The 23,531-nt window shown below is 63.4% G+C and carries 20 protein-coding genes and 1 pseudogene; 13 read left to right on the top strand and 8 right to left on the bottom strand.

What is annotated here, in order from left to right:
* Positions 1-18: 18 nt before the first annotated feature.
* The 3 genes and pseudogenes from C483_RS05965 to C483_RS05960 form a co-directional block, all read left to right on the top strand.
* Positions 19-381 (top strand): annotated as a pseudogene (locus tag C483_RS05965) (ABC transporter permease); the annotation flags it as partial.
* A complete protein-coding gene (locus C483_RS19885; RefSeq protein WP_152419835.1) occupies positions 371-589 on the top strand; it encodes a hypothetical protein in 219 nt (72 codons plus the stop codon). The pseudogene C483_RS05965 and the gene C483_RS19885, both read left to right, overlap by 11 nt.
* Before the next feature lie 71 nt (positions 590-660).
* Positions 661-1,818: a hypothetical protein gene (locus tag C483_RS05960; RefSeq protein ID WP_006652457.1), complete on the top strand. Its 1,158-nt coding sequence runs from the start codon at positions 661-663 to the stop codon at positions 1,816-1,818.
* Positions 1,819-1,952: 134 nt separating this feature from the next.
* Here C483_RS05960 and C483_RS05955 read toward each other — a convergent pair whose 3' ends face one another.
* The gene (locus tag C483_RS05955; protein WP_049912454.1) at positions 1,953-4,790 is read right to left on the bottom strand and encodes a valine--tRNA ligase; all 2,838 of its coding nucleotides are present in this window, start codon (positions 4,788-4,790) and stop codon (positions 1,953-1,955) included.
* Between the two features lie 383 nt (positions 4,791-5,173).
* Between C483_RS05955 and C483_RS05950 the strand changes: the two genes are divergently transcribed.
* Complete coding sequence (locus tag C483_RS05950) at positions 5,174-7,786, top strand: efflux RND transporter permease subunit (protein WP_006652455.1); 2,613 nt, start codon at positions 5,174-5,176, stop codon at positions 7,784-7,786.
* A gap of 253 nt (positions 7,787-8,039) precedes the next feature.
* Here the strand turns inward: C483_RS05950 and C483_RS05945 are convergent, their stop codons facing one another.
* The 4 genes from C483_RS05945 to C483_RS05930 all read right to left on the bottom strand — a co-directional run bounded on the left by C483_RS05945 (position 8,040) and on the right by C483_RS05930 (position 11,578).
* Positions 8,040-8,936: an HFX_2341 family transcriptional regulator gene (locus C483_RS05945; protein ID WP_006652454.1), complete on the bottom strand. Its 897-nt coding sequence runs from the start codon at positions 8,934-8,936 to the stop codon at positions 8,040-8,042.
* A 48-nt stretch (positions 8,937-8,984) separates the two neighbouring features.
* Positions 8,985-9,704, bottom strand: a complete 720-nt coding sequence (locus C483_RS05940; protein ID WP_006652453.1) for a hypothetical protein — start codon at positions 9,702-9,704, stop codon at positions 8,985-8,987.
* A gap of 123 nt (positions 9,705-9,827) precedes the next feature.
* Positions 9,828-11,312, bottom strand: a complete 1,485-nt coding sequence (locus C483_RS05935; RefSeq protein WP_006652452.1) for a sodium:solute symporter family protein — start codon at positions 11,310-11,312, stop codon at positions 9,828-9,830.
* Entirely contained in the window at positions 11,309-11,578 is a 270-nt protein-coding gene (locus tag C483_RS05930) for a DUF3311 domain-containing protein (RefSeq protein ID WP_006652451.1), read from the bottom strand. The genes C483_RS05935 and C483_RS05930 overlap by 4 nt, the downstream gene beginning before the upstream one ends.
* A 175-nt stretch (positions 11,579-11,753) precedes the next feature.
* Between C483_RS05930 and C483_RS05925 the strand changes: the two genes are divergently transcribed.
* Positions 11,754-12,725 (top strand): ArsR/SmtB family transcription factor, encoded by a 972-nt coding sequence (locus C483_RS05925; protein ID WP_006652450.1) that lies wholly within the window; start codon positions 11,754-11,756, stop codon positions 12,723-12,725.
* A 200-nt stretch (positions 12,726-12,925) separates the two neighbouring features.
* A complete protein-coding gene (gene dnaG, locus C483_RS05920) occupies positions 12,926-14,365 on the top strand; it encodes a DNA primase DnaG (protein WP_006652449.1) in 1,440 nt (479 codons plus the stop codon).
* Positions 14,366-14,434: 69 nt separating this feature from the next.
* On the opposite strand, the gene C483_RS05915 is transcribed toward dnaG, so the two are convergent.
* On the bottom strand, positions 14,435-15,793 hold the full coding sequence (locus C483_RS05915; RefSeq protein WP_006652448.1) for a DUF92 domain-containing protein: 1,359 nt from the start codon (positions 15,791-15,793) through the stop codon (positions 14,435-14,437).
* Positions 15,794-15,955: 162 nt separating this feature from the next.
* Between C483_RS05915 and C483_RS05910 the strand changes: the two genes are divergently transcribed.
* Positions 15,956-16,561: an undecaprenyl diphosphate synthase family protein gene (locus tag C483_RS05910; RefSeq protein WP_006652447.1), complete on the top strand. Its 606-nt coding sequence runs from the start codon at positions 15,956-15,958 to the stop codon at positions 16,559-16,561.
* Between the two features lie 214 nt (positions 16,562-16,775).
* On the opposite strand, the gene C483_RS05905 is transcribed toward C483_RS05910, so the two are convergent.
* Both C483_RS05905 and uppS read right to left on the bottom strand, forming a co-directional pair.
* Positions 16,776-17,162 (bottom strand): DUF7344 domain-containing protein, encoded by a 387-nt coding sequence (locus tag C483_RS05905; protein WP_006652446.1) that lies wholly within the window; start codon positions 17,160-17,162, stop codon positions 16,776-16,778.
* Between the two features lie 120 nt (positions 17,163-17,282).
* A complete protein-coding gene (gene uppS / locus C483_RS05900) occupies positions 17,283-18,260 on the bottom strand; it encodes a polyprenyl diphosphate synthase (RefSeq protein ID WP_006652445.1) in 978 nt (325 codons plus the stop codon).
* 183 nt (positions 18,261-18,443) lie between these two features.
* Between uppS and C483_RS05895 the strand changes: the two genes are divergently transcribed.
* The 6 genes from C483_RS05895 (at position 18,444) to hemA (ending at position 23,387) form a co-directional block, all read left to right on the top strand.
* Positions 18,444-18,848: a DUF5778 family protein gene (locus C483_RS05895; protein WP_006652444.1), complete on the top strand. Its 405-nt coding sequence runs from the start codon at positions 18,444-18,446 to the stop codon at positions 18,846-18,848.
* 99 nt (positions 18,849-18,947) lie between these two features.
* Positions 18,948-19,487 carry a hypothetical protein gene (locus C483_RS05890; protein ID WP_006652443.1) on the top strand — a complete coding sequence of 180 codons (540 nt, stop codon included), beginning with the start codon at positions 18,948-18,950 and terminating at the stop codon, positions 19,485-19,487.
* A 108-nt stretch (positions 19,488-19,595) separates the two neighbouring features.
* Complete coding sequence (locus C483_RS05885; RefSeq protein ID WP_086009726.1) at positions 19,596-20,129, top strand: DUF7344 domain-containing protein; 534 nt, start codon at positions 19,596-19,598, stop codon at positions 20,127-20,129.
* A 108-nt stretch (positions 20,130-20,237) separates the two neighbouring features.
* On the top strand, positions 20,238-21,323 hold the full coding sequence (gene ahbB, locus C483_RS05880; protein ID WP_006652441.1) for a siroheme decarboxylase subunit beta: 1,086 nt from the start codon (positions 20,238-20,240) through the stop codon (positions 21,321-21,323).
* Positions 21,324-21,354: 31 nt separating this feature from the next.
* Positions 21,355-22,041: a precorrin-2 dehydrogenase/sirohydrochlorin ferrochelatase family protein gene (locus C483_RS05875; RefSeq protein WP_006652440.1), complete on the top strand. Its 687-nt coding sequence runs from the start codon at positions 21,355-21,357 to the stop codon at positions 22,039-22,041.
* A complete protein-coding gene (hemA, locus tag C483_RS05870) occupies positions 22,038-23,387 on the top strand; it encodes a glutamyl-tRNA reductase (protein WP_006652439.1) in 1,350 nt (449 codons plus the stop codon). The genes C483_RS05875 and hemA overlap by 4 nt, the downstream gene beginning before the upstream one ends.
* The last annotated feature ends 144 nt before the right edge of the window (positions 23,388-23,531 follow it).

The raw sequence follows: 23,531 nt of genomic DNA, 5'->3' as shown, positions 1-23,531 counted from the left end.
AGATGTGTATAAGAGACAGGCGCACTCGTGATCGGCGAGTCGTTCAATCCTGTAGCGCTCGCAATGGTCCATCTACTCTCCGTTCCCTATCTGCTCGTCTGTGCCGGAATCGGCCTCGTCTTCTCCGTCGGGATCGACCACGTCCGAAGCGCGCGAGCGGCGGCCCTGGGTGCCGTCATCGTCCTGTGGCTGGTCGAGGGCGTCTCGAGTCTGGACCCTGACTACGAGTGGATCGGTGCCGTCGCACCGACCCGATACTACGATCAGACGGCTATTCTCGTCCACGAGGAGTACGCCCTCCTCGACGCCGGCGTTCTGCTGGTCGCGTTTCTTGCGCTGGTTGCTCTCGCGGTGGCGCTCTTCGTCCGGCGTGACATCTGACGCTGTACTCCGTCGCGATTCGGACCCGACCCTGCTCGTCAGCCGCTCCAGTCACGGATACCGGCCGATGCTCGTCAGCTACTGCAATCTCGGATACCGGCCGATGCTCGTCAGCTACTGCAATCTCGGATACCGGCCGATGCTCGTCAGCTACTGCAATCTCGGATACCGGCCGTCGCTCGTCGGCTACTGTAATCTCCGGTACTAGCCGAAGTGACAGTCCGCGGGCGGTGACCGTAGGGTCGTCTTATTTCGAACCCGGACGTGTACGTGCATCCCATGACGAACCCACCGGATCGGCCGACCCACCCAAACTGGCGAGACCTGGCGAACTGGCCGACCAGACGAGCTATACTCGAGTACACCAGTGCAACGGCGACGCTTGTGACCCTCGGACTTGTCGGCAAGTCAGTTGCTGCACAGGACGATGCCGAGGTCGGTGCGGACGACACAGACGAGGACGATGGCGAAACCACGACCGATGACTCAGACGAGGATGCAACCGGGACCGCTACCGATGACCTCCCCACCTACAGCAACTGGCTCCCTGCCGACGAGGCGCAGGCACTCGAGTTCGTCGCCGTCGACTGGGAGACACTCACCGAGTACGCCAGCGACGAACTCGAGGACGCACAGCCTGACGACGACATCCCCGCAGCGTTCGAGGCGGATCCGATGATCGCACCGGTCTCGGAGGGGGCACTGTCGGCGTATCTCTTCGTCGGACTCGACCTCGCGCAGTTCGGGCTCGGGCGACTCCTCGATGACGACGAGGCGTTCGATTCGACCGTCTCGACCCTGCTTCAGACGTCCGACACGTACGTCGTGCTCGGCGAGATCGACCCCGCGGAGATCGACGAACGCCTCACCGCAGAGCCGGCGGCCGAGTTCATCAGTCAACTCGAGCAAACGGACGAGATCGACGGCTACGAGGTGTACACACCCGTCGAGGACACAGCGGGAACGGCGATCGCCGTCGGTGGCGATGCGCTCGTCGTCGTCGACGACGAGGCGGTCGACGCGCCGGCCGTACTCGAGTCGACGATCGGCGCTGCAGGAGGGACCGCCGATCGGGCAGTCGACGGCTCCGAGTCGGTCGCGTGGGCGCTCGAGACTGCCGGCGGGGGCGATGTCGTCGTCGGCCAGTTGGGAGCTCCCGCGGATTCGGCGGCCACTGCAGACGACGGAGACCAGCTCGTTGATTTCGCGTACCCGGCACTCGAGGGTGCCGAGACCATCGTCTCGTCGCTCACCATCGAGGACGCGGAGACATCCACCGGGAGCTTCGCGGCGGTTATCGACGATCCAGACGAGACCGCGCTCACGGACGTGCTCGGTGCCTCCGGGACGGACCAGTCGGTCGACGTCGACGAGAATCGAGTGACTGCGACGGCGATGTGGCACGAAGCGGACGTCGCTGTTGCGCGCGAGCTCTAGGGCGGATGTCAATAGGCCGGTCAGGACAGTGGAAGCAAGGACTCGAGTGAGATTGACTCCGACTCGAACGAGAGAGAGTGAGAGAGTGGGAGAGTGAGAGAGCAACCTGGTTCGACTCGAGACAGGTACTCGAGTTACTCGAGTACGACCACAGCCGACTCCGTCTCGATCATCTCGCCGTCACCGGAGTAGGTGCGCTCGCGTTCGATCTCGAACAGGTCGGACTCGAGTTCCTCGTCGGCGACGTGGAGGGCGGTGGCGGTGCCGTCGTCGTCCTCCTCGATCTCGTACTCGCCGCTCTCGATGCCGGCGTCGATATCGCCGACTTTCGAGCCGAACTTCGGACCGAGCGTCGAGTAGTCGAGGTCGATCGAGGCGATTTCGGTGGTGACCTCCGGCTCCGACTCGAGTACGGTGAGTTCCTGAACGTGCATCACGTCCTGGATGGCATCCTCGAAGCCTTCGATCGGGCCGTAGACGGCGACCGATTCGAGGTCGGCGTTGAGTGGGAGCTGATTCTCGCTCTTGTAGCGCCGGAGTGCGCCGATGACCTCGAGTGCGGTTTCGCCGGCTGCGAGGTCGGCTTCGTAGCCCTGTGGGGTGGGCCAGGAGCGGGTGTGGATGCTCGCTGCCTCGAGGTCGTTTCGGTCGTCACTGTAGACGGCTTGCCAGATTTCCTCCGTGACGTGCGGGAGGAACGGTGCCCACAACTCGAGGAAGGTTCGGTGAGCCGTCCGCAGTGCGTACTGCGTCGAGGGGTTGTCCTCGCGGCCCTTCGCGATCTCGAGGTAGTCGTCACAGAAGGTGTTCCAGAAGAACGTTCGCAGGCGGTCGCGGGCCTTGGCGAACTCGTATTCTTCGAACTGCGTGGTGAGTTCTGCGATGGCGTCGTCGAGTTCGGCGAGGAGCCAGCGGTCGATGGGCTCGAGTTCGTCCGGCTCCTCGGGGTCTGCGGGAGCGAGGGTGTCGACGAGCTTCGAGGCGTTCCAGAGTTTGCGCAGGAGTTTCTCGCCGGCGACAATGTCCTGATCCTGATACGGGAAATCGTCGCCAACGGCGACACTGGCAGCCCAGAAGCGGACAGCGTCGACCGGATACTCGGAGAGGACGTTATTGGGGTCGACGATGTTCCCCTTGGATTTCGACATTTTCTTGCGGTTTTCGTCTAACACGTGTCCGTGGATCATCGCCGCGTCGAAGGGCACCTCGCCAGTGTGCTCGTAGCACTTGACGACGGTGTGGAACAGCCAGAACGAGATGATGTCGTGAGCCTGTGGGCGTAGGTCGAACTGGTAGAGTTCGGGCTTGTCCATCGCAAACTCCTCGCTCTCTGCATCCCAGTCCCAGCCCGCATTGATCAGGGGCGTCAGTGAGGAGGTCGCCCAGGTGTCGAAGACGTCCTCTTCGGGATCGAACTCGTCGTGGCCACACTCGGGACAGGCGTCGACCGGCGGCTCGTCGCTCAGGGGGTCGACCGGCAGGTCCTCCTTCGCGGCCATGATCGGGTGGTCACAATCCTCGCAGTACCAGACCGGGAACGGAATCCCCGAGTCGCGCTGGCGCGAGATGAGCCAGTCCCACTCCAGGCCCTCGATCCAGTGCTTGTAGCGGGTGAACATCTTCTCGGGGTACCAGTCCATCTCCTGGCCGGCCTCGAGGTACTCTTCCTTGTGGTCCAGAATTTCGACGTACCACTGCTTGGAGACGCGGTACTCGACGGGGGTGTCACAGCGCTCGTGGACGCCGACGGCGTGGGTGATCTCCCAGCGGTCCCGGAGGGAGCCCTCCTCGTCCAGATCCTCGACGATGGCCTCGCGGGCTTCCTCGGTGGACATGCCCTCGTAGTCGCCGGCGAGGTCGGTCATCGTCGCGGACTCGTCGATGGCGACGCGAAGCGGCAGGTCGTGAGCCTGGTACCACTCGATGTCGTTCTGGTCGCCGAAGGTGCAGCACATGACGACACCGCTGCCTTTCTCCATGTCGACGCGCTCGTCGGCGATAATCGGCACTTCGTGGCCGAAGATCGGGATTGTGGCAGTCTCGCCGACCAGATCCTGGTTTTCCTCGTCGTCGGGGTGGACGAACACGGAGACACAGGCCGGGATGAGTTCGGGTCGCGTCGTCGAGATGACGAACTCCTCGCGGTCCGTGCCATCGGAGGTCAGCTCGAACGCAATATCGTTGAAGTGCGAGCCGCGCTCGTCGTCTTCCATCTCGACCTGCGAAATCGCGGTCTCACACTCCGGACACCAGATCGCAGGTGCCTTCTTGCGGTACTCTCGCCCCTTCTCGTAGAGGTCGAGGAAGGAGAGCTGCGAGATGCGCTGGACGCGGGGCTCGATCGTCTTGTAGGTGTTATTCCAGTCGATCGAGGTGCCAAGATCCTGCATCTTGTCCGTGAACTCGGCCTCGTACTCCTGACAGACCTCGCGGCAGAGTTCCTGGAACTCGCGGCGCTCGTAGTCCTGGTGGCGAATATCGAGTTCCGTCTCGGTCAGTCGCTCGGAGGCGATCCCGTTGTCGTCGTAACCGAACGGGAACAGCACCTCGCCGTCTGCCATCCGCTGGAAGCGAGCGGCGAAGTCCTGCAGCGTCGAGCCATAGAGGTGGCCCATGTGCAGACTGCCCGACACCGTCGGCGGCGGCGTGTCGATGGCGTAGACCGTGTTCGGGTCCCGTTTCGGATCGCTCTCGTAGGCGTAAATTTCCTCGTCGACCCACTGATCCTGCCAGTGGGACTCGACGGTTTCGGGCTCGTAGTCGCTCTCGAGTGTGGGCTCGTGGTGAGCCGTCTCGTCGGCCTGTGCTGGGTCGTCGGCCTGTGCCGGGTCGTCGGCCTGTGCCGGGTCGTCCATGCTCATGCTCTCACCGCCCGAATCGGGCGTCGTCGATACGTCGTCGGTGTGGTACGGCAGTGACTGTAATCCATCGGTGATACCGGTCGTTGCTCGGTGAATGCTGGTCGCCAACAATACATCCGTCGAAACAGGGTGGGTGATAGGGGGCTACGGGGCCCCTACGAACACCGACTCGCGTGGGCCATCGAACTGACGGACCACGACTGTGACTGCGACCGCGACGGAATCGGTCATATACAACCTGTTTTGACGGCAGTCTTGTTAGATGTTTCGCGTCTCGTTCGTCGAACGAGGGTCTTCAGCAGATGATCTCCGGTCATCGCCGAACATCGCTCACCGTGTCGCTCGCGTGAATCGGCAACGTCACTCACAGCCAACTAGTACGGCCGAACTGGTATGCCCATCAATCCTGATAGAGTCTGTATGAGCGTGACGTGTCTTCGAACCACCGGGTTCGATAGCTGGACTGGAGACCAGACGCAACCGTGTGAGGACGCATGAGCGGTGGGGCCGCCGCCAGGTACGCTGAGACGATCGTTTCCAACAGCCGACTCGTCGTCGTCCTCGTGCTGGTTCTCACAGCCGTCATCGCGGCCGGAGCAGCAATCGGCGACGTCGAGGACGAGGGTATCGGCCAGTTCGAAACCGACTCCGAGGAAACGGCTGCACTCGAGGAGATTGACGACACATACGAGACTGACGACGGCGTCGTGGCCCAGCTCGTGATCCGCGACGAGGGCGGAGATGTCCTTACCCGCGACTCTCTGGTGGAAGGACTCCGACTCCAGCAGGATGTGCGGGAGAACGAATCGCTCAACGAAACGCTGGACGACCAGGGCTTCCTCACCCTCGAGAACGTCGTTGCAACCGGTGCCGTCTTCGAGGACCGCGCCGCCGAGGCGAACGGGCCACCGGATACGAGCGAGCCGACACTCGAGGAACAACTCGATGCAATCGAGTCCCGGTCGGACGACGAGGTGGAGGCGTTACTCGCGGACGTGCTCGATCCGGACAGTGACCAGACGCAGGGTGAGGATCCGTACGAGTTCCTGCCGACGGAGTACGAGCCGGGGACGACTGATGCTGAGTCCCGGATTGGTTTCGTCTTCCAGACTGACGACAGCGGTCCCGACGACGAGCCACAGGCAGCCTACGATGCGCAGGTCGAAATCGCCGACCTCGTCGACGACCGGTTCGACGACGCGTTCCTTTTTGGACAGGGCGTCACCGATGAGGCATCGTCGAACGCGGTCGGTGACAGCTTCGCGATTATCACCCCCGTCGCGCTCGTTCTCGTGCTGTTCGCGCTCGGGACGGCATACAGAGACGTCGTCGACGTGCTGCTCGGTATCGTCGGCATCGCCGTCGTCATGGCCTGGGTCGGCGGCCTCATGGGCTGGCTCGAGATCCCGATGAGCCAGCTGTTGATCGCCGTGCCGTTCCTGCTGATCGGGCTCTCGATCGACTACTCGTTACACGTCGTGATGCGCTCGCGGGAGGCGAGAACGGGGCAACTCGAGACGGGGCCGGGACAGACTGAGGAGACTGAGACGTTGCCGGCGGATACTGACGGCGGCTCGAACCCTGCAGCAGGCGTCAGATCGGGGATGCAGTTCGGCCTCGCGAGCGTCGTCCTCGCACTCGCCGCAACCACGTTCTCGACCGGGGTCGGCTTCCTCTCGAACGTCGTCAGCCCGCTGCCGGCGATTCAGGACTTCGCGATTCTAAGCGCTGGCGGGATCCTCGCGACGTTTGTCGCCTTCGCCGTCTTCGTGCCTGCGCTGAAGGTCGAGGTAGACGACGTACTCGAGAACCGTCTCGGTCGCGACCGTCGCAAGCAGCCGTTCGGTCGTGGAACGGGACTCGTCAATCGGGTGCTCTCGGGCGTCGTCGAACTCGTCCAGCGAGCACCGGTCGTCGTCGTGCTGCTCGCGCTCGTGTTGGCTATCGGCGGCGCATACGGGGCCACAGGGATCGACACCGAGTTCAACGAGGCCGATTTCCTGCCCGAGGACGCGCCGGAGTGGGCCAAATCACTCCCCGGCCCGTTCGCACCCGATACGTACACGATCAGCGACGAAGCGGCGTACCTCGGTGACAACTTCCAGGAGCAAGGACCGGGAAGCCAGAGTCAAATTCTGATACGTGACGCACCGGCCGATCCGGAAACGCTGACTGCCATCGAGAACGCGACCAGCGGTATCGAAGAAAACAGCACGATTACCGTTCAGGCGGACGGCGACGCCGCAATCGACAGTCCCGTCTCGGTCATCGACGACCTCGCGGCGGAGAACGACACCGTCGCCGCCGAACTCGACGAACGAGATACGAGCGGGAACGGGCTCCCCGACGAGGACGTGGCCGGCTTCTACGACGTGCTGTACGAGGCCGACGAAGAGGCCGTCTCCGCAGTACTCTCCCGGACCAGCGACGGTGACGGTGAGTACGACTCCGCCCGCCTGCTCGCGAGCGTCCGCGGTGACGCCGCCGCACAGGATATCGCCGAGGACACACGCACACTCGCCGGCGAGATCGAATCAGAGTCTCCGAGTACGGCAATCGCGACCGGCGGGCCGGTGACGACCGCCGTCGTCCAGGACGCGCTCCTCGAGACGCTCGTCCAGGCGTTTGCCGTCACGCTGGTCGTCATCCTCGTCTTCCTGACGATTCTCTACTGGGTCCGCCATCGGGCGCTCTCACTCGGCGCGATCACGCTCGCACCGGTCGTCGCCGCGCTTGCGTGGCTTCTGGGAGCAATGGCCGTCCTCGACATTCCGTTCAACAGCGAAACGGCCGTCATCACCAGTCTCGCGATCGGACTCGGCGTCGACTACAGCATCCACGTCGGCGAACGGTTCGTCGCCGAACGCGAACAGCAGCCGACACTCGAGTCCGCCCTCGCTGCAACGGTGACGGGGACGGGCGGTGCGCTGCTTGGAAGTGCGCTCACGACGGCGGCTGGCTTCGGTGTCCTCGCGCTGGCGCTGGCCCCGCCGCTGCAGCGGTTCGGGCTCGTGACGGGTGTGAGTATCATCTTCGCGTTCATCGCGTGTCTCACCGTCCTGCCGTGTCTGCTGGTGTTGCGAGAACGAATACTGAATCGAGGGTGAGTGTGAGTGGAAGAGTGAGACCCCTGCCGTCGGTGGTGCTGACGGGGTGAACTACCCCACCCTACCGCTCGCTGTATCCCCTCCCTGCTCGCGCCTTCGGGCGTCGTCAGAAATCGTCGATTTCTGACTGCCAATCAGAACGCTTGCGTTCTGATGACGCTCGCTGAGGAAGGGGGCTTAGCGCCTCGATCCAGCTAAAAGGGAGAGAACTGTGGGTGCTATCTCATCCCAGTCTGACACCGGCTCGGAACACCTACATCGACTCGGAATCGGAGTGCGCGCGAACCCATAACTCGCCAATTCTGGAGAGTCGGGTTCTGTAGGACTTGCCATGTTCTTCGCGCTCGATGTACCCCTTACCGCCCGGCCCCAGCCGGTCGACGTTGTAGATGACCTTCGAGCGGAAGCTGTCGGTGTACTCCTCGTTCAACTCGCGGGCGAGCGACTCCGCGAGTTCCGAGACCGAGTCGAACTCGCCGTCCTCGCCCAGTTTGTAAAGAATCAGTTCCTCGAACGGCTTGACGTTCGAGAACGAGGTGACGGGAAGCTCGACGATGTGCGCGCCGTCGATTTCCTTCGCGCCGATCGTTGTACCGCGTTCGTCGAACTCCGAGAGGTGGGTGCGGGCGCTCTCGAGGCGATCGTCGATCTGGTCGTCTTCGACGGAGCCGTTCTTGAGTTCCTCGAGGAGCCGAATCTGCTCACGAAGCTCCTCCGCCAGTTCGGTCTCCAGGTACTTTTCGGGGGCCGTGTAGTAGGTGTGGATCTGCTCGCGTTCGTCCTCGCGTTCGACCATCAACGAGTTCGCGGCCGTCGCGAACGCGAAGCTCACGGTGCGGGGCATCGCGGCGACGTTGACCCAGACCTCGTTACCGGCGTCGAGTTCGGCGGTGATGAGGTCGTAGGCCTGCTCGAACGCCTCGTCGTAGTCGTAGACGTCTTCGAGGACGAAGCGTTCGGTTTCGGCCCCGAGAAGGCTCCGGAAGTCGGTTTCGAGTTTCTCCGAGAGGTGTCGGGAGTACTCGACGTTGGCCTCGCTGCCGACCGCGCCCTCCAGTAGGATGACGCTGTCGACGTCGATCTGATCGCGTACGAGCGGGGCGATCAGCCGGTCGTAGTCGAAGCCGACCGGAACGATGTGTGTTTGCATAGCTCCGACTTGGACCGGTCAGCCCCTAACAGTATTGGATCGGTGTGGTCAGGCGTCCGCGTCGCTCGGCTCGTCCGCCCCTGCTGCGTCGTCGGGAACGTCGTCCTCGAGGACGCCATCCGTCTCGGCTGCATCCGCACTGCCGAGATCGATCGTCTGAACCAGCGTTGCGATCGTCTCGCGGTCGCGTTCCGGGTTCACGTCGAGATCGAGTCCGAGTTCGAGTCCAGATCCATCAGCAAAATCGTCCGCCCGTTCCGCGACGGACTCGAGTGGCAACACGCCACCGGCGACCCCATAGCTCTCCGCGGTCGGCCAGACGGCAACGTTCGCCTCGGCGGCGATTCGGTCGACGCTGTCGGGCGCCCGGTCCGGTTCGACCGCGTAGTTCGCGTCGAGCACGTACCACTTTCCGGCAGCGCCGTTCGGTCCTTCGAACTCGAGTACGTCCCGCGTTTCCTCGACGGTGAGGCCGTCGTCGGCGACGGTGTCGACGAACTGGGACTTGGCTTTTGGTGCGGCCTTCGAGAGGGCGGCCTCGGGGGCGATGCCGATCGTCGACAGTGCTGGTGAGATCGAGAGATCGACGGCGAAGAGCGATCTGACGGGGAGGTCGCCCGCGCCGATCGAAGCCGTCGCCGGTTCGTCGACGGGTTCGTACAGCGTCGTCTCGGCGGTGATCGAGGCGACGAGCACGCTCGTACTTCCGGAGCGAGTACCGAGTAGCTGCCACTCGTCGGCGAGCGAGGAGGGGAGATCGGTTGGCATTGGAGTGGGATAGCACGAGGAGGCCTTTCGGTGTGTCGTTCTGCAAGCTGTTGACCCCTAAGACCTGCGAGATGATGGTCGTCAAGCGTCCCGAGTGACAGCTCGAACCGTATTCAATCGACGCTAGTCGGCGCGCAACCCATCGAAGTACAGCGCCCGCTGCTCGTCCGCCGCCGGCGTCGTCACCAGCGACACGCCGACCGTAACGACGAGTCCGAGCCCCATCCCGACGATTCCCGCCGTCCACCCCGCGTAGGCACTTGGCACAGTCGCTGTGAACAGGCTCGCGAGGTAGAACGCCTGACTCGCCAGGATGCCCGCCGTCATCCCAGCACGTGTCGTCCGTCGCCAGTAGAGTGCCACTATGACCGGCAGCGCGAGCTGTGCGAACCCGCTGAAGGCCGCATCACCGAGTTCGAACAGCGTCGCCGGATTCACCAGACTCACCAGGAACGACGCCGTCGCGAAGACGACCACGCCGACTCGCGCGACGAAGTCCTCACGTCGTGCCGAAATTGAGTGGATATCGGACCGGTACTCGAGTACCGGTCGGTAGAGATCCCGCGTAAAGTACGACGAGCCAGAGAGCAACATCGAGTCCGAGGAGGACATCATCGCGGCCATCGCGCCGGCGATGACGAGGGCGGCGAACCAGACGGGTGTGTACTCGGCGAGGACGACGGGGAGGACGTTCCCGCCCTCTGGAATCGTCACGTCGAGGCCGCGCGCCCAGGCCCCGATCAGGAACGAGGGGACGAACAGGAGGACACAGAGGATGGGCCAGAGGGCGAACGACCGCTTGAGGACGGTTCGAGAGCCGGCGGCGAAGAACCGCTGGTTCACCTGCGGGAACATTGCGACGCCGAAGCCGATCGTGATCGCGGTCGAGAGCATCCACTGGGGCGTGTAGTGGTCGCTACCGAGTGCGAGATGCTGTGCTGCTTCCGCCTCCAGCGCTGCGGTCGCGCTCGTCGGGCCGCCGACGACGGCGAGCAGCCAGAGCAGGGCTACCCAGGTTATGACGAGCATGAACGCGCCCTGGAGCGTGTCCGTCCAGGCGATGCCGCGCATGCCGGCGAGGACGACGTAGAGGATCATGAACGCCGTAATCAGTCCCGCGCCGGCCCAGTAGGGGATTGCACCCTCCGTAAGCGCCGTGAGTGCGGTGCCAGCGCCGACCTGCTGGAGCATCACGTACGGGAAGAGCCAGACGAGACTGATTCCAGCCACGAGTCCGCGGAACCACGTCGCACCGAACCGGTCGCCGAGCATCTCACCGAGCGTGACGTAGCCGTGGGTCTGGCCCAGCAGCCACTGTTTATAGCCGATTACGTACCAGAGAATCGCGAAAATGATGCCGTCCATCAGTCCCATGACGAGTACCCATTCGGGGCCCTCCTGGTAGGCGACGTTCGGTCCGGCGAAGAAGGTAAACGCCGACAGAAGCGTCGCAAAGGTAGTAAACAGGAGCACGACCGTGCCAAAGGTCCGACTCGCGAGGTAGAAGTCCTCTGCCGTCCGGTCGGCCACCCGATAGGCGACGAGTCCGACCGCGAGTGCGAGAACGAGGTAGCCGACGATGATGGCGAGTTGGAGCGCCAGCGTCACGGCTGGTCACCTCCGGTATCGGTTCCGTCTGTCGAGGACGTGTCCGCGGATGGTGCCGTCCCGTCAGGTTCGATGCCGAGTCCCCAGGCGTATCGGCTGAAGAGCCAGAAGACGACCGAGGCGAGTCCCATCCAGCCGATGTGCCACCAGAGCCACAGCGAGATGCCGGCGACTGTCCTCGCGTCGCCCCAGAGGAACCACGGAATCGCGAGCGCACAGAGTACGACCGCGACCGCGAGCCAGCCGACGAGTTGCAGATGGCGCATACGCTGTGGTCGACACGCCCGTGAGTAATAACTTTCCTTCGACACGCGGTATCGAAGACTGTCGTTCTTCAACCATCGAAGGCGGTGCAGTCGTGCGATTAGCGCTAGCTAAAACGGCTCTTTCACGTAGGAAAAGGAGTATATGTGTCGGCAAGAGAATGGGAAGTAGACCGATATGGCCCGTCTGTTCCCACGCCGGTCCGAGACCACCGCCCAGGACGGGCAACCGCGTGTCGTCGACCTCGAAGGTGAAGATGCCGACGCCGTTTTCAGCGCACTCTCCTCGACGACGGCGCGCCAGATTTACTCCTGTCTCGACGACGACCCCGGTACCCCAAGTGACATCGCGGACGCCATCGACTCCTCGATTCAGAACGTTCGCTACCACCTGGAGAATCTCGAAGAGGCCGGCCTGGTCGAAGTCGTCGACACCTGGTACTCCTCGCGTGGCAACGAGATGAGTGTCTACGCGACGACCGACGGCCCGTTGATCGTGACGAGTGACGAGTCTGCGGGCTCACAGCTCAAAACCGCTCTCTCCCGACTCATCGGTGGCATCGGCGCGCTCGCCGGCGGGAGCCTGCTCGTGCAGTACGGACTTACACAGTGGCTGGGTCCGGATGGAGCGGAGACCTGGGGTGCAGGAGCGCCAGGCGACGAGGCAGCGCCGGCAACTGACGGCGATTCGGAGACGGACGACGGGACACGGCAGGATGGCACAGCAGCCGACGGGGACGGAGGAGACGACGGAGACGAAACGGCTGCAGATGACGAGAGCGACGAGACAGCGGACGATTGGGATGGGGACGGAGACGGTGACGGAGACGAAGACGAGTTCGGAACTGCCGAAGCGGACGAGGAAGAGGATGCAGACGACGCAGATACCACAGACGATGCAGATGACGAAGCAGCCGACGACTCGACCGCCGAAGATGACGTCGACACCGCAGCCGACGACTCGTTCGATACGGAGTACCAGACGGACGGCGACGGCGGCTTCGAAAACGTAACGGACGGCGTTGCAGAGGCAGCAGACCCCATCCTCGCGACGGTTCCACCGGGACTGCTCTTCTTCCTCGGGGGTCTCGTCGTCCTCCTGGGTGTCTCGGCCTACTGGTACTGGCAATCCTCTCAGCCGATGCAGTAACGCGTGGGAACTGAGCGTGGTTGCCTGCTCTCGGCTCCACTGCCAGTGACAGACAGCACCGTGGCCACCCGTTCAGTCTCTGAACCCCACAACGGCCCCGAATGTCAACAGCTATTTGCCGTTCACGACCCAATTCTTCACTAACCCGGTCTCTGCACGCGACTCTCGCGTCACCGCGCCCCGTCTGGGGCAGATCTCCCATGGAAGACACCTCGAAATACCTCATTCACGCGGACGTCACGGCTGACGGGGTCGTCGAGCGCAGCGACGTCGTCGGCGCAATCTTCGGCCAGACCGAAGGCCTCCTCGGCGACGAACTCGATCTGCGCGACCTCCGTCAGTCACAGAAGGTCGGACGCATCGACGTCGAAATCGCAAGCACACAGGGCCAATCCCACGGCAGCGTCACCATCGCGACCAGCCTGGACAAGGTCGAAACCGCAACCCTCGCCGCCTCCCTCGAGACCATTACTCGAGTCGGTCCATGCCGCGCGACACTCGAGGTCCGCGAGATCGAGGACGTCCGAGCGGCCAAACGAAAGGAGGTTGTCGACCGTGCGAAGGAACTCTTGCGGACCGGCTTCGACGACTCCGTCATGTCCTCCGAGGAGATTCTCGCGGAGGTGCGCCAGCACGTCCGCGTCGAGGATATTACGGAGTACGAAGGGTTGCCAGCCGGCCCGCGCGTCACAGACAGTGACGCGATCATCGTCGTCGAAGGGCGTTCGGACGTGCTCACGCTGCTCAAGTACGGCGTGAAAAACGCCATCGCCGTCGAGGGGACGAACATCCCCGACGCCGTCGCCGAACTGACCAACCACCGCACCGTCACAGCCTTTCTCGACGGTGATCGGGGCGGTGACCTCATTCTCGAGGAACTCTCGCAGGTCGGCGATATCGACTACGTCGCGTTCGCCCCATCCGGAACCTCTGTCGAGGAACTCGACCACCACCAGCTGTTCACTTCACTCCGGAACAAGGTCCCCTACGACACCGTTTCCGGGTTGAACGAGCCCCGTGAGGCGGTGGCTGCGACGGACGGCAGTTCGAGTCCGGCGCCGGCACGAACAAACGCCAAGACAGGGCTTGCCCGCAGCGGAACGCAGGGTGGATCGACCGAACCAGAGTCTGCACAGGCTGCTGGGACGTCCGACCAGACCGAGCGTGCTCATACTCGTGCTCGTGCGAACGTGAATTCGACCGATTCTGCGACGGCTACAGCGGACACCGCGGATGCAACGGCACCGAGAGTGGAAGACCCAGACCACTCCGAGGTAGACGGCCAACACCAGTCCGAACCAGCGGCCGATACTGAGTCGGATCCGAACGACTTCGAAACAGTCTACGAACACGCGACCGCGATCATCCGCTCAGACACGGACCGTGTCCGATTCCTGGACGACGAGAACGACGTAATCGACGAAACCGAGGCGAGTGACGTGTTCGACAGCCTCGAGGACCTCGAGTCGGTTCCGACGACGGTCGTGCTCGATGGCATTCTCAGTCAGCAGCTACTCGATATCGGGGCTGACCGTGGTGTCGAGCGGATCATCGCCAGATCGCTCGGGCAGTTTACTAAACGACCCTCGGGCGTCCAGATTCACGCGATCGAGGACGTGGCAAGCGAGCCACCAACCTAAGGAGTGGTCGGGGGCGGTTGCGCTGCGGGAAGCCGTATCGTCCCTGCTTTCGTCCGCTTCAGCAACTGCTCAGCTGAGCACCACACCAGAAAACATCACCAGCAACAGCGCACAGACGACCGCACCGGAGAGCGTCGCAAGGAAGTTAACGCCCTGATTGCCGAGCAGCGAGCCCTCGAGTGTCGCCCCGAGGAGGCTGTCGACGGTCATCCCGACGAAGCCGGCCGCAACGATGATCGCCGCGCCGAGGCCGCCGACGGCGGGAAAGAGCAGGTAGCTCAGTCCACCAACGATGGTCGCACCGGCGAGGCCGGCGACCTCCCCCTGCCAGGTAACGCCGCCGTCAGTGCCGGGTTCGACCGGCTCCAGCGTGGTGATCAGTCGTGGCGTCTCGAAGACGCTCCCGACCTCACTCGAGAGGGTGTCGCTCATCGCGGTCGCGACGGAGCCGGCGAAGGCGAACAGAAAGAGGTCGGCGGTAACCGGTAACAGCCCGGCCAGACTCGCGGCGTAGCCGAGGACGGCGGCGATGGCGACAGCGGCGTTACCGAGAACGTTGCCGCTGCCGCGGGCACCGTTGTTGTCCTCGGCGACGCCGAGTTCCTCCTTGCGGCCGTAGCGGAACTTCGTCGAGAGGCCGCCAATGCCGAAGAAGGCGATGAGGACGGCGAACCAGGCGTAACCGCCGAGGACGATGGTGAGCAACCCGAGGAGGACGCCGGTGATCATGCCCGCGATAGAGGCCGTCTCGAGTGCGTACGAGACGTACCCCAGCAAGGCGGTGATCGCAAGTGCGATTACGATGTCGGGAGTTCCGAGCCCGGGATCGAGTTCGGCGAGCAACCAGAGCAGAAAGCCGGCAGAGAGCATGACGACGGGATCGTCGTAGATCAGGAAGACATCGCGCAAGAGTGCCGCGAGAAGCGCCCCGCTAGCTGCGAGAAAGAGCACGCTCGGCAGGGCGGACTCGATAGTCGCGGTGGCTGCGGCGGTCCCCGGCTCGCCCGACAGTGCGAGCAGCGTCACGATTTGGCCGAGGGCTGCGGCTACGGTCGCGACGAGACAGAACGCAGTGACCGCGAGCACGTCGTTCTCTGAGCGGGAACGAACGAGCCGTTCTGCGAGGTTGCCGTAGCCAACGAGGAGGACAGTGCCGACGAGAATCGCAGTCGACATCGAGGTGTTGAACGCGACGAGACCGAGTGCAACGGCTGCGAGAACAAACGTGATGAGGCCGTACAGACGGCGGTCCTCGTAGTCTCCGGGATAGGCGGCCAGCTCGAAGAGCGGGCCGTCCGTGACGAGGAACGCGCCGAGTAGGACTACCGCTGCGATGGCGGTCGCGACCTCGATCCCAGCGAGTGGCACGGCGAGTACCAGCGTACTCAGCGTCGCGAAGACGCCGGCTCGCCGAACGGGTGATGTCACGATACCGGTGTCTTTCTGTGGCGGTTACTTGAAGGTTCCCGAACACGCCGCCGCCGCGTTTCGCGGGTGACAGGTCCTGTCCGCGCCGATCCCCAGACTGGTACTGTGCAGACAGTGAGAGTGACCCGTAACCTGTATAGTATCGGACGCGGAAGCCGACCTGTGGGACTGTACGAACGCTACCTGGCTCGCCGCATCAGCCGGGACGACGCCGCCCTCCCTGAGCACATCGCACTCGTCATCACCGAACGCGACCTGCTTGAACGCGGTGCCTACGAGACGCTCGTCGAGTTCTTCGACTGGGCGTTCGAGTACGCCGACCGCGTCACCGTTTACGTCAGCGTCCTCGACGCCGCGGCGGTCCCCGCGCTGCGACGCGAACTCGAGACGATCGAAGCACCCCGTGACGTTGCGGTCCGCGGCCCTGACGACCGTGATCCAGCGGACGCACCGATCCAGATCGGAATCGGCCTCGGCGGGAAACACGAGTTTACGAGTGCGGTCCGAACGCTTGCAGAGAGCGTCGATGAGGGAGCACTCGAGCCGGATGCCATCGACGACGACCGCGTCGAGGATCATCTGGTCTTCCCCTCGGAGCCCGATCTGGTCATCAAAACCGGCGCAGAGCGACTCTCTGACTTCATGATCTGGCAGTCCGTCTACTCTGAACTGTACTTTACCGACGTCAACTGGCGTGACTTCCGTAAACGAGACTTCCTACGCGCTGTCAGAGAGTACTGCAATCGCTCACGGCGATTCGGTCGGTAACGTCACCCTCGCGTGTGCTGCACTTCTGTCGCCGCTTTTGCGTTCTTCAGCAATTCACCAATTGCTCGTGTCCGCGCTTCGCTCCCATTGTCGGTCTTCGTGTCCGTCCTCGTCTTCGTCTTCGTCTCCGTCTCCGTGTCCGTGTCCGTGTCCGTCACAGTCTCACCCCTGTCTTGCTCTCAACCGCCATCTCACTCTCGACCGTGGATTCTCGCTACCCCGACCGCGTCCGTGCTGCTGACTCACACCCTTCAGTAACGGCCACCAGTAGCGACTCCGACTGTGGGTGCTCAAACGCAACCACTGGATCGTCCATTCGAACGATCTCCGATCGCGCGTCGTACTCGAGTATCCGGTGGTCGTCGAGTTTCGGCAGGATGTTGTGGACGAGTTCGGTTTTGACCGTCTCCTGTGGATCGTCATCCCACTGGCTGGTGCGTTCGGCGAGCCAGTCGACCGAAACGGGAGCGTCACACGCGGAGAGGACGTGGAGGACGACGCGTAGCCGGCTGTTTGCCAGAAGCGCATACGCGTCGTCGAGTGCAACGTCCGTCAACCGTACGAACCGTTCGACGTCGACGGGGGCGGTGGAAGACGACATTCAGCTACTATTGTCATACTAATTAATAAAATACTTCTGGTTATCTGTCCAACACGTTTGGCCGCAAACAGGCAGTAAAGCGGTGTGCAGTACCTCGTCCTGCAAGAACCCGGCTTCGGGTCAGTCTGCTGCTCGGCTACTCGAGTCGAGTCCGTCCTCGGTTGTCGTGCTCTCGCTGGAGTCGGCGACGCCGGTCGCCTCCCGGTCGATACCCGCGGGTCGTTCGCCGACCGGCAGCGAATCACGGAACCGATTGACGACCGCCTGTGCATCGGTCAGTTCCGGTTCGCTGACTGCACCGAGCAGGGCAATTGCACGCCGGGCACGCGTGCGGCGCCAGGATTCCTTGCGGTGTTCGTAGGTTCGAATCCCGCGCAGGAAGTCGGCCTTCGAGAACTCGGGCCAGTAGGGCGTACAGAAGAAGACGGCCGCCTCGTTGCCGTTTGCGTGCCAGGGGAGGAAGTTCGACGTGCGCTCATCGCCACCGGTTCGGATAATCAGGTCGACATCCCGGACCGGCTGGTCGTAGAGACGCTGTTCGATCGTTTCGACGTCGATTGCGTCCGGCTCAAGGTGGTCCACCTCGACATCGCGCGCGACACCGCGAGCCGCCTCGAGTAGCTGCGATCGGCCGCCGTACGCCAGCGCAATATTGAGAACGAACTGCTCGTACCCCGCAGTTTGCTCCTCGGCGTAATCGACGGCCTCACGGACGCGTTCGGGGAGCCGGTCAACAGCTCCGAGTGCGCGGATCCGAACCTCGTTGTCGTGGACCCGGTCGGCGTCGGCGAACTCGGTCAACTTCTCACACAGCAGGTCGTACAACGCCTCGCGTTCGTCCTCAGGACGATTGAAGTTCTCCGTCGAGAAGGCATACAACGTCAGTTCCTCGACGCCGATATCCTGACACCACTCGAGTACCCGCTCGGTCGTGTCGGCACCGGCGCGGTGGCCCTCCTGGGCGTCGCCGCCGTGCTGGCGGGCGTACCGTCGGTTTCCGTCCTGAATCACGGCGACGTGGGTTGGTGCACCGGAAATTTCACGGGAGAGCAACCGCTCGTACGCTGCATCGACGCGTCGACGAAACCACCGCTTCATCGGTTGATGAGACGGCGTCGGGGACTATGTGTCTTGTGTGGTATTCTCCGACAGTGAAAGTATGCGCCAAGATAACACACTGTCGGAGAGTGGGCGACCGCTCTGGGGGTGTCCCGGCCGCTGTGAGGCCATCGCTCCGTCGAACCGTGACGGCTATCAGTCCGCACGTTCTCGCTTCGACCAATGAGTAACGCGATCGACAACGATCTGTACCAGCGGACCAAGGCGCTCCTCGAACCGGGCGAGATCCAACTCAACGGCGCGATTATTCACACCGAGTACGAGGGGAGCGAGGACGTCCAGATGATGCAGGCGACGATCGATGTCGGAGACATCATCGCAGAGCACTCGGGACATGATCCACAGGACTGCTACGTCTACTCGGGCAACGACGATACGGACTTCTCCTCGAATCAACACCAGGGGCTCACGTTAGACGACGAGGAGTTCGTCTGGGAGTGCCAGCAACTGCTGCGAAACGGTAGTTTCGCCATCGTCATCTACTACAAGGGAAGCGCCGACCACGACGCGATCCTCGCGGATATCGAGGCGCTTGGCTTCGACGTGACCGGCGTCGAAGGCGACTGAGCCACTCGTTTTGGGCTCGTCACCGAACAGTCACCGAATCGTTTCACTGGCTGTCGATGTCACCCATATGTTTTTATGCCTACTATTTTTGTGTGGTATATGTCCCTCCGGACGAACACACTCATCGCAGCGATCGGTGCCGCACTCATCGGCCTCGTCGTCTCACTCCTTCAGCTATCACCCGGATATGCAGCCATGCAACTCAGCGACGGACACTGGCAGTGGTTTCCCCGCCTCGGATCGACAGCCGAAACGATGGTGCTCTATCACGGCGTCGTCGACGTGACGGCCTTTCTCCTCGGCATTGGCGGTCTCTTCGGCCTCGGCTACCGATTCGGTGTCCCACTCGAGTCCAGCACGCAGTTCGGGCGCTTTGCAGTAGCTGTCGGCCTCGGGGCGCTCGTCGGTGCACTGGTGCCCGTCGTCGCCGCCTTTGGTGTCACGTTCCTCGCTGGTGGCTCGTCCATCTTTGCGACGGTTGGTCAACTGTTCGCAGTCGATTTCCCGTCGGCGTTGCTGGCTATAGGCCGCCCGCTCGGGTTCGGGATTCAGTCTGCGCTGATCGGTTGCGCTGGCGCGGCGCTCGCGACGGTCGCCAACCGTGGTAACGATGCGATGCGAGCGGAGTCAGCGACGTAGCGACGCCGGTCACGGTTCTCGCCACCCGCTTCGAATTGCGGCCCTGTTATAATTGCCTTCGAACTCACAACACCGACGGCTCCCCGTTGGGACTGCTTTCAGCCAGTAATGGGAGACCCCTGTTCCGACCGACCGGTGAACGCAGCATTTGGTTCGAGTACGAACGCGAACGTGAAGACAAAGACAAAGACGAACACGAATGAGAAAGCGAGCGCGAACGCGGACTCGAGCGCCAACGCGAACTCGAGTACGAGCACCAGTTCACGCTCCGAGACCGGTTCAACCCCGCACTTGCAGTCGGCTCTCCACTCAGAGCCACAGTCGTTTTCCGTCGACCGAGTGCTTACCGTCCTTCGTGACCGGCATCGTCGCCTGGTGCTCACCCAGCTCGCCGACCACGACCGGCGACTGACGGTCAACGACCTGACGAAGGCCATCATCGACCGCGGCTACGAGCCGTCAATACTCGAGATTCCCAGCCAGACGATCACGTCCGTCTTCGTCTCGCTCCAGCATACCCACCTTCCGACGCTCGCTGACGCAGGGCTCATCGACTACGACCCAGAGCGCGAACTCGTCGAACCGACCGACACGCTGAAGCAGCTCACACCACACCTCAGAGCAGCCACGGCACTCGAGTAACTGGTTGCTGTCGCCGGCGTGTCTCTCCATCCCGTTACTCCGTCACTCTTCGTGGGCGGCCAGTCCAAGCCCGAGTCGCTTATGCTCCGCCAGTCGTGACTCTCCAGTATGAACGCCGACGTCGACCTCACGGATCGCGAGCGGGCCGTCGTCAACGCCTATCAGGGCGGCTTCCCCGTCGTGGAGCGCCCCTTCGAACCTGCCGCAAGCGCCATGCGCGACCGCGGGGTCGATATCGACGAGACAGGGCTACTCGAGACGATTCAGGATCTGGACGAGCGCGGCGTCCTCTCCCGGTTCGGACCACTGGTCAACGCCCAGGAAATCGGCGGCGCGGCGACGCTCGTCGCGATGCACGCCCCCGAAGAGCGGTTCGACGAGATCGTCGAGCAGGTCAACGCCCACCGCGAGGTCGCGCACAACTACGAGCGCGAGCACCCACACCTCAACGTCTGGTTCGTCGTGAGCGTCGCAGACGAACAGCGCGTCTCCGAGGTGCTCGCTGCTATCGAGGACGAAACCGGCCAGGAGACGTACAACCTGCCCAAACAACAGGAGTTCCGCGTCGAGGCGAAGTTCTACGTGGACGGTCCGCTCGACGGCTCCAGCGAGAACGAGACGGACGCCGGGATCGATCTCACGGAACTGGGGCCCGACGTCCAGCTACGCGACAAATCCACGCTGTCGCCCGCCGAACGCGACCTCGTCCTTGAGATTCAGGACGGCCTGCCGCTCACTGAGACACCGTACGCCGACGTGGCCGACGTGATCGGACAGGAACTCGAGTGGGTGCTCGAAACGATCAAGCGATTCGAGCAGGAGGGGAAGATCCGGCGCATTGGCGTCGTACCGAACCATTACGCACTCGGCTACACGGAGAACGGGATGACGGTCTGGAACGTGCCGGACGACCTCGTAGGCGAGGTCGGCCCCGAAGTCGCCTCGCTGCCCTTTGTCACACACTGCTACGAGCGGCCGCGCCACGAGGGCGTCTGGCCGTACAACTTCTTCGCGATGACCCACGGTCGCAGCGAGGCAGAGAGTGAACGCCGGATCGAGCAGGTCCGTGAGACCATGGCCCGCCACTGGGACGTCACGGACGAGGACTGGGACTCGCTGTTCTCGACGCAGATTTTGAAAAAGACCGGAATTAGACTCGACGAGCGCGCGGCCGCGAATACGCGGACCGAGTAACTGACGCTCTACCCATTTCACAGCACTATCAATGATTCCACTCCTCCACGACTTTGCCGACGCGACGGTCCTCATCTTCGGCGGCGGTCCCGTTGGCGCGCGGAAGGCCCGCCGCTTCGCTCGAGAGGCCGAGGTAATCGTGGTCAGCCCCGACTTCACAGGCACAAACGAGGACGCGGATGCGAACACGGACGCCGACTTCGGCGGCGCAGCACGCTGTCGGGCCGCACCCGACCCCGACGAAATCCTGGGCTGGCTCGAACGCACGACACCGGTGCTGGTCGTTGCCGCAACCGACGACGAAGCGGTCAACGACGCAATTGTCACCGCGGCGCGCGAGCGTAGCATCCTCGTCAACCGCGCCGATCGAGCCGGCGACCGCGAACCGGGCAGCGTCGTCGTCCCCGCGACAGTCCGTGAGGATCCCGTCGTCGTCTCCATCGCGACCGGCGGTACCGCACCCGCGCTGAGCAAGTACCTGCGACAGGAACTTGAGGAGACACTCGAGGGCGCGGGCGAAATGGCGACGCTCTGTGGCGAGTTGCGCGCGGAACTCAAGGCACAGGCGGTGCCACCGGCCCGCCGGCGCGAACTCGTCACCGATGTCGTCAATTCTCCGGCGGTTTGGACAGCTTTACGTGCTGGAGATCCGAATGCTCGACAAGTGATCGAGGACGTGTTGGGCGAGGAGTATCTATCGAGGGGTGAGCAGCCGTGATTCCGGCGGGTGTCGTCACCGCGGGCCGCGTCACACACGAGAGCGGCACCGTCGACGATCTCGCAGCCGCGAGTCCCGACAGCCAGCAGGCTGCCGTCGCAGAGCTCTGCTCGGTGCCCGAGATCGACGAGGCCTACGTGCTCTCGACGTGCAACCGCGTCGAAGCATACGTCGTTTCCGCCGACCCCGTCATCGGCCGCACAGCGCTCTCTGAATTCTTCGCTGGTGTCGATGACGACGACCCACTCGTCATCACCGACCACGACGACAGCCTCACACACCTACTTCGCGTCGCAACCGGACTCGAGTCCGTCGTCCTCGGCGAGGACCAGATCATCGGCCAGGTTCGCACGGCCTACGAGGACGCCCGCGCCGCCGGCGGCATCGGCACCATGCTGGAACCGGCCGTCACGAAGGCGATTCACGTCGGCGAACGCGCCCGAACCGAGACCGAGATCAACGAGGGCGTCGTCTCGCTCGGCTCGGCCGCGACCCGACTCGCCGGCCAGACGGTCTCGCTCGAGGGCGCGAACGCGCTCGTCGTCGGTGCAGGCGAGATGGGCCAACTGGCCGCACGCAGCCTCGCCGACGCTGGCGTCTCCAAACTCGTCGTCTCGAACCGAACCGTCTCGCGCGCCGAACACCTCATTTCGGAACTCGACCACGACGACACGCGCGCCGTTCCACTCGAGTCCCTCGACACGCTCGCGACGAGCGCGGACGTGATCGTGGCGGCGACGGGGAGCGAGGAGCCGGTGGTCGGCCGACAGCACTTCGGTGGCGATGCTGACGACGCGACGACCGACACCGAACGAGTCGTCGTCGATCTCGGCCAACCGCGCGACGTCGATCCAGCGATCGACGCACTCGACGACGTTACGGTCTACGACTTGGACGACCTCGAGACGATCACCGAGGAGACCCGCGAGCAGCGCGCCGACGCCGCACGCGAGGTCGCGGCGATGATCGACCGCGAGTTCGACCTGCTCTGTGAGCAGTACAAGCGCGCCCGCGCCGACGAGGTCATCGCCGCGATGTACGAATCCGCAGCCCGGATCAAACAGCGGGAACTCGAGACGGCGCTGTCTCAACTCGAGGGCGAGTCGTTCACGCCGGCCCAGCGCGAGGTCGTCGAGGCGATGGCCGACGCGCTGGTGAATCAGCTGCTCGCGCCGCCGACGCGGAGTCTGCGGGAGGCCGCAGCCGAGGACGACTGGAGCACGATCAACACTGCCTTGCAGCTGTTCGACCCCGATTTCGGCGACGAGGATGGGCCGTCGCTGCTGGAGCGAGCGCAGTCCGAGCAGCGCACGGAGGCGGCGTTCGAGGCGACTGACGACGATTGATCGGGCTGCGGACTGCGAAATGCGAGCTGCGAACTGATTTCTACTGATTGATTGGAAACCGGCTAGTAGCGACTGGACACTCGAGTACCCGTTGGTGCTGGAATCGGTTACTCACAACGGCGAGGCCGAAATCTGCTGCTATCA

Origin of the sequence: Natrialba hulunbeirensis JCM 10989 (assembly GCF_000337575.1) — an archaeon.
Lineage (GTDB): Archaea > Halobacteriota > Halobacteria > Halobacteriales > Natrialbaceae > Natrialba > Natrialba hulunbeirensis.
The sequence above is the reverse complement of the archived record's forward strand: the minus strand, read 5'-3'. Positions and strand labels throughout refer to the sequence as shown.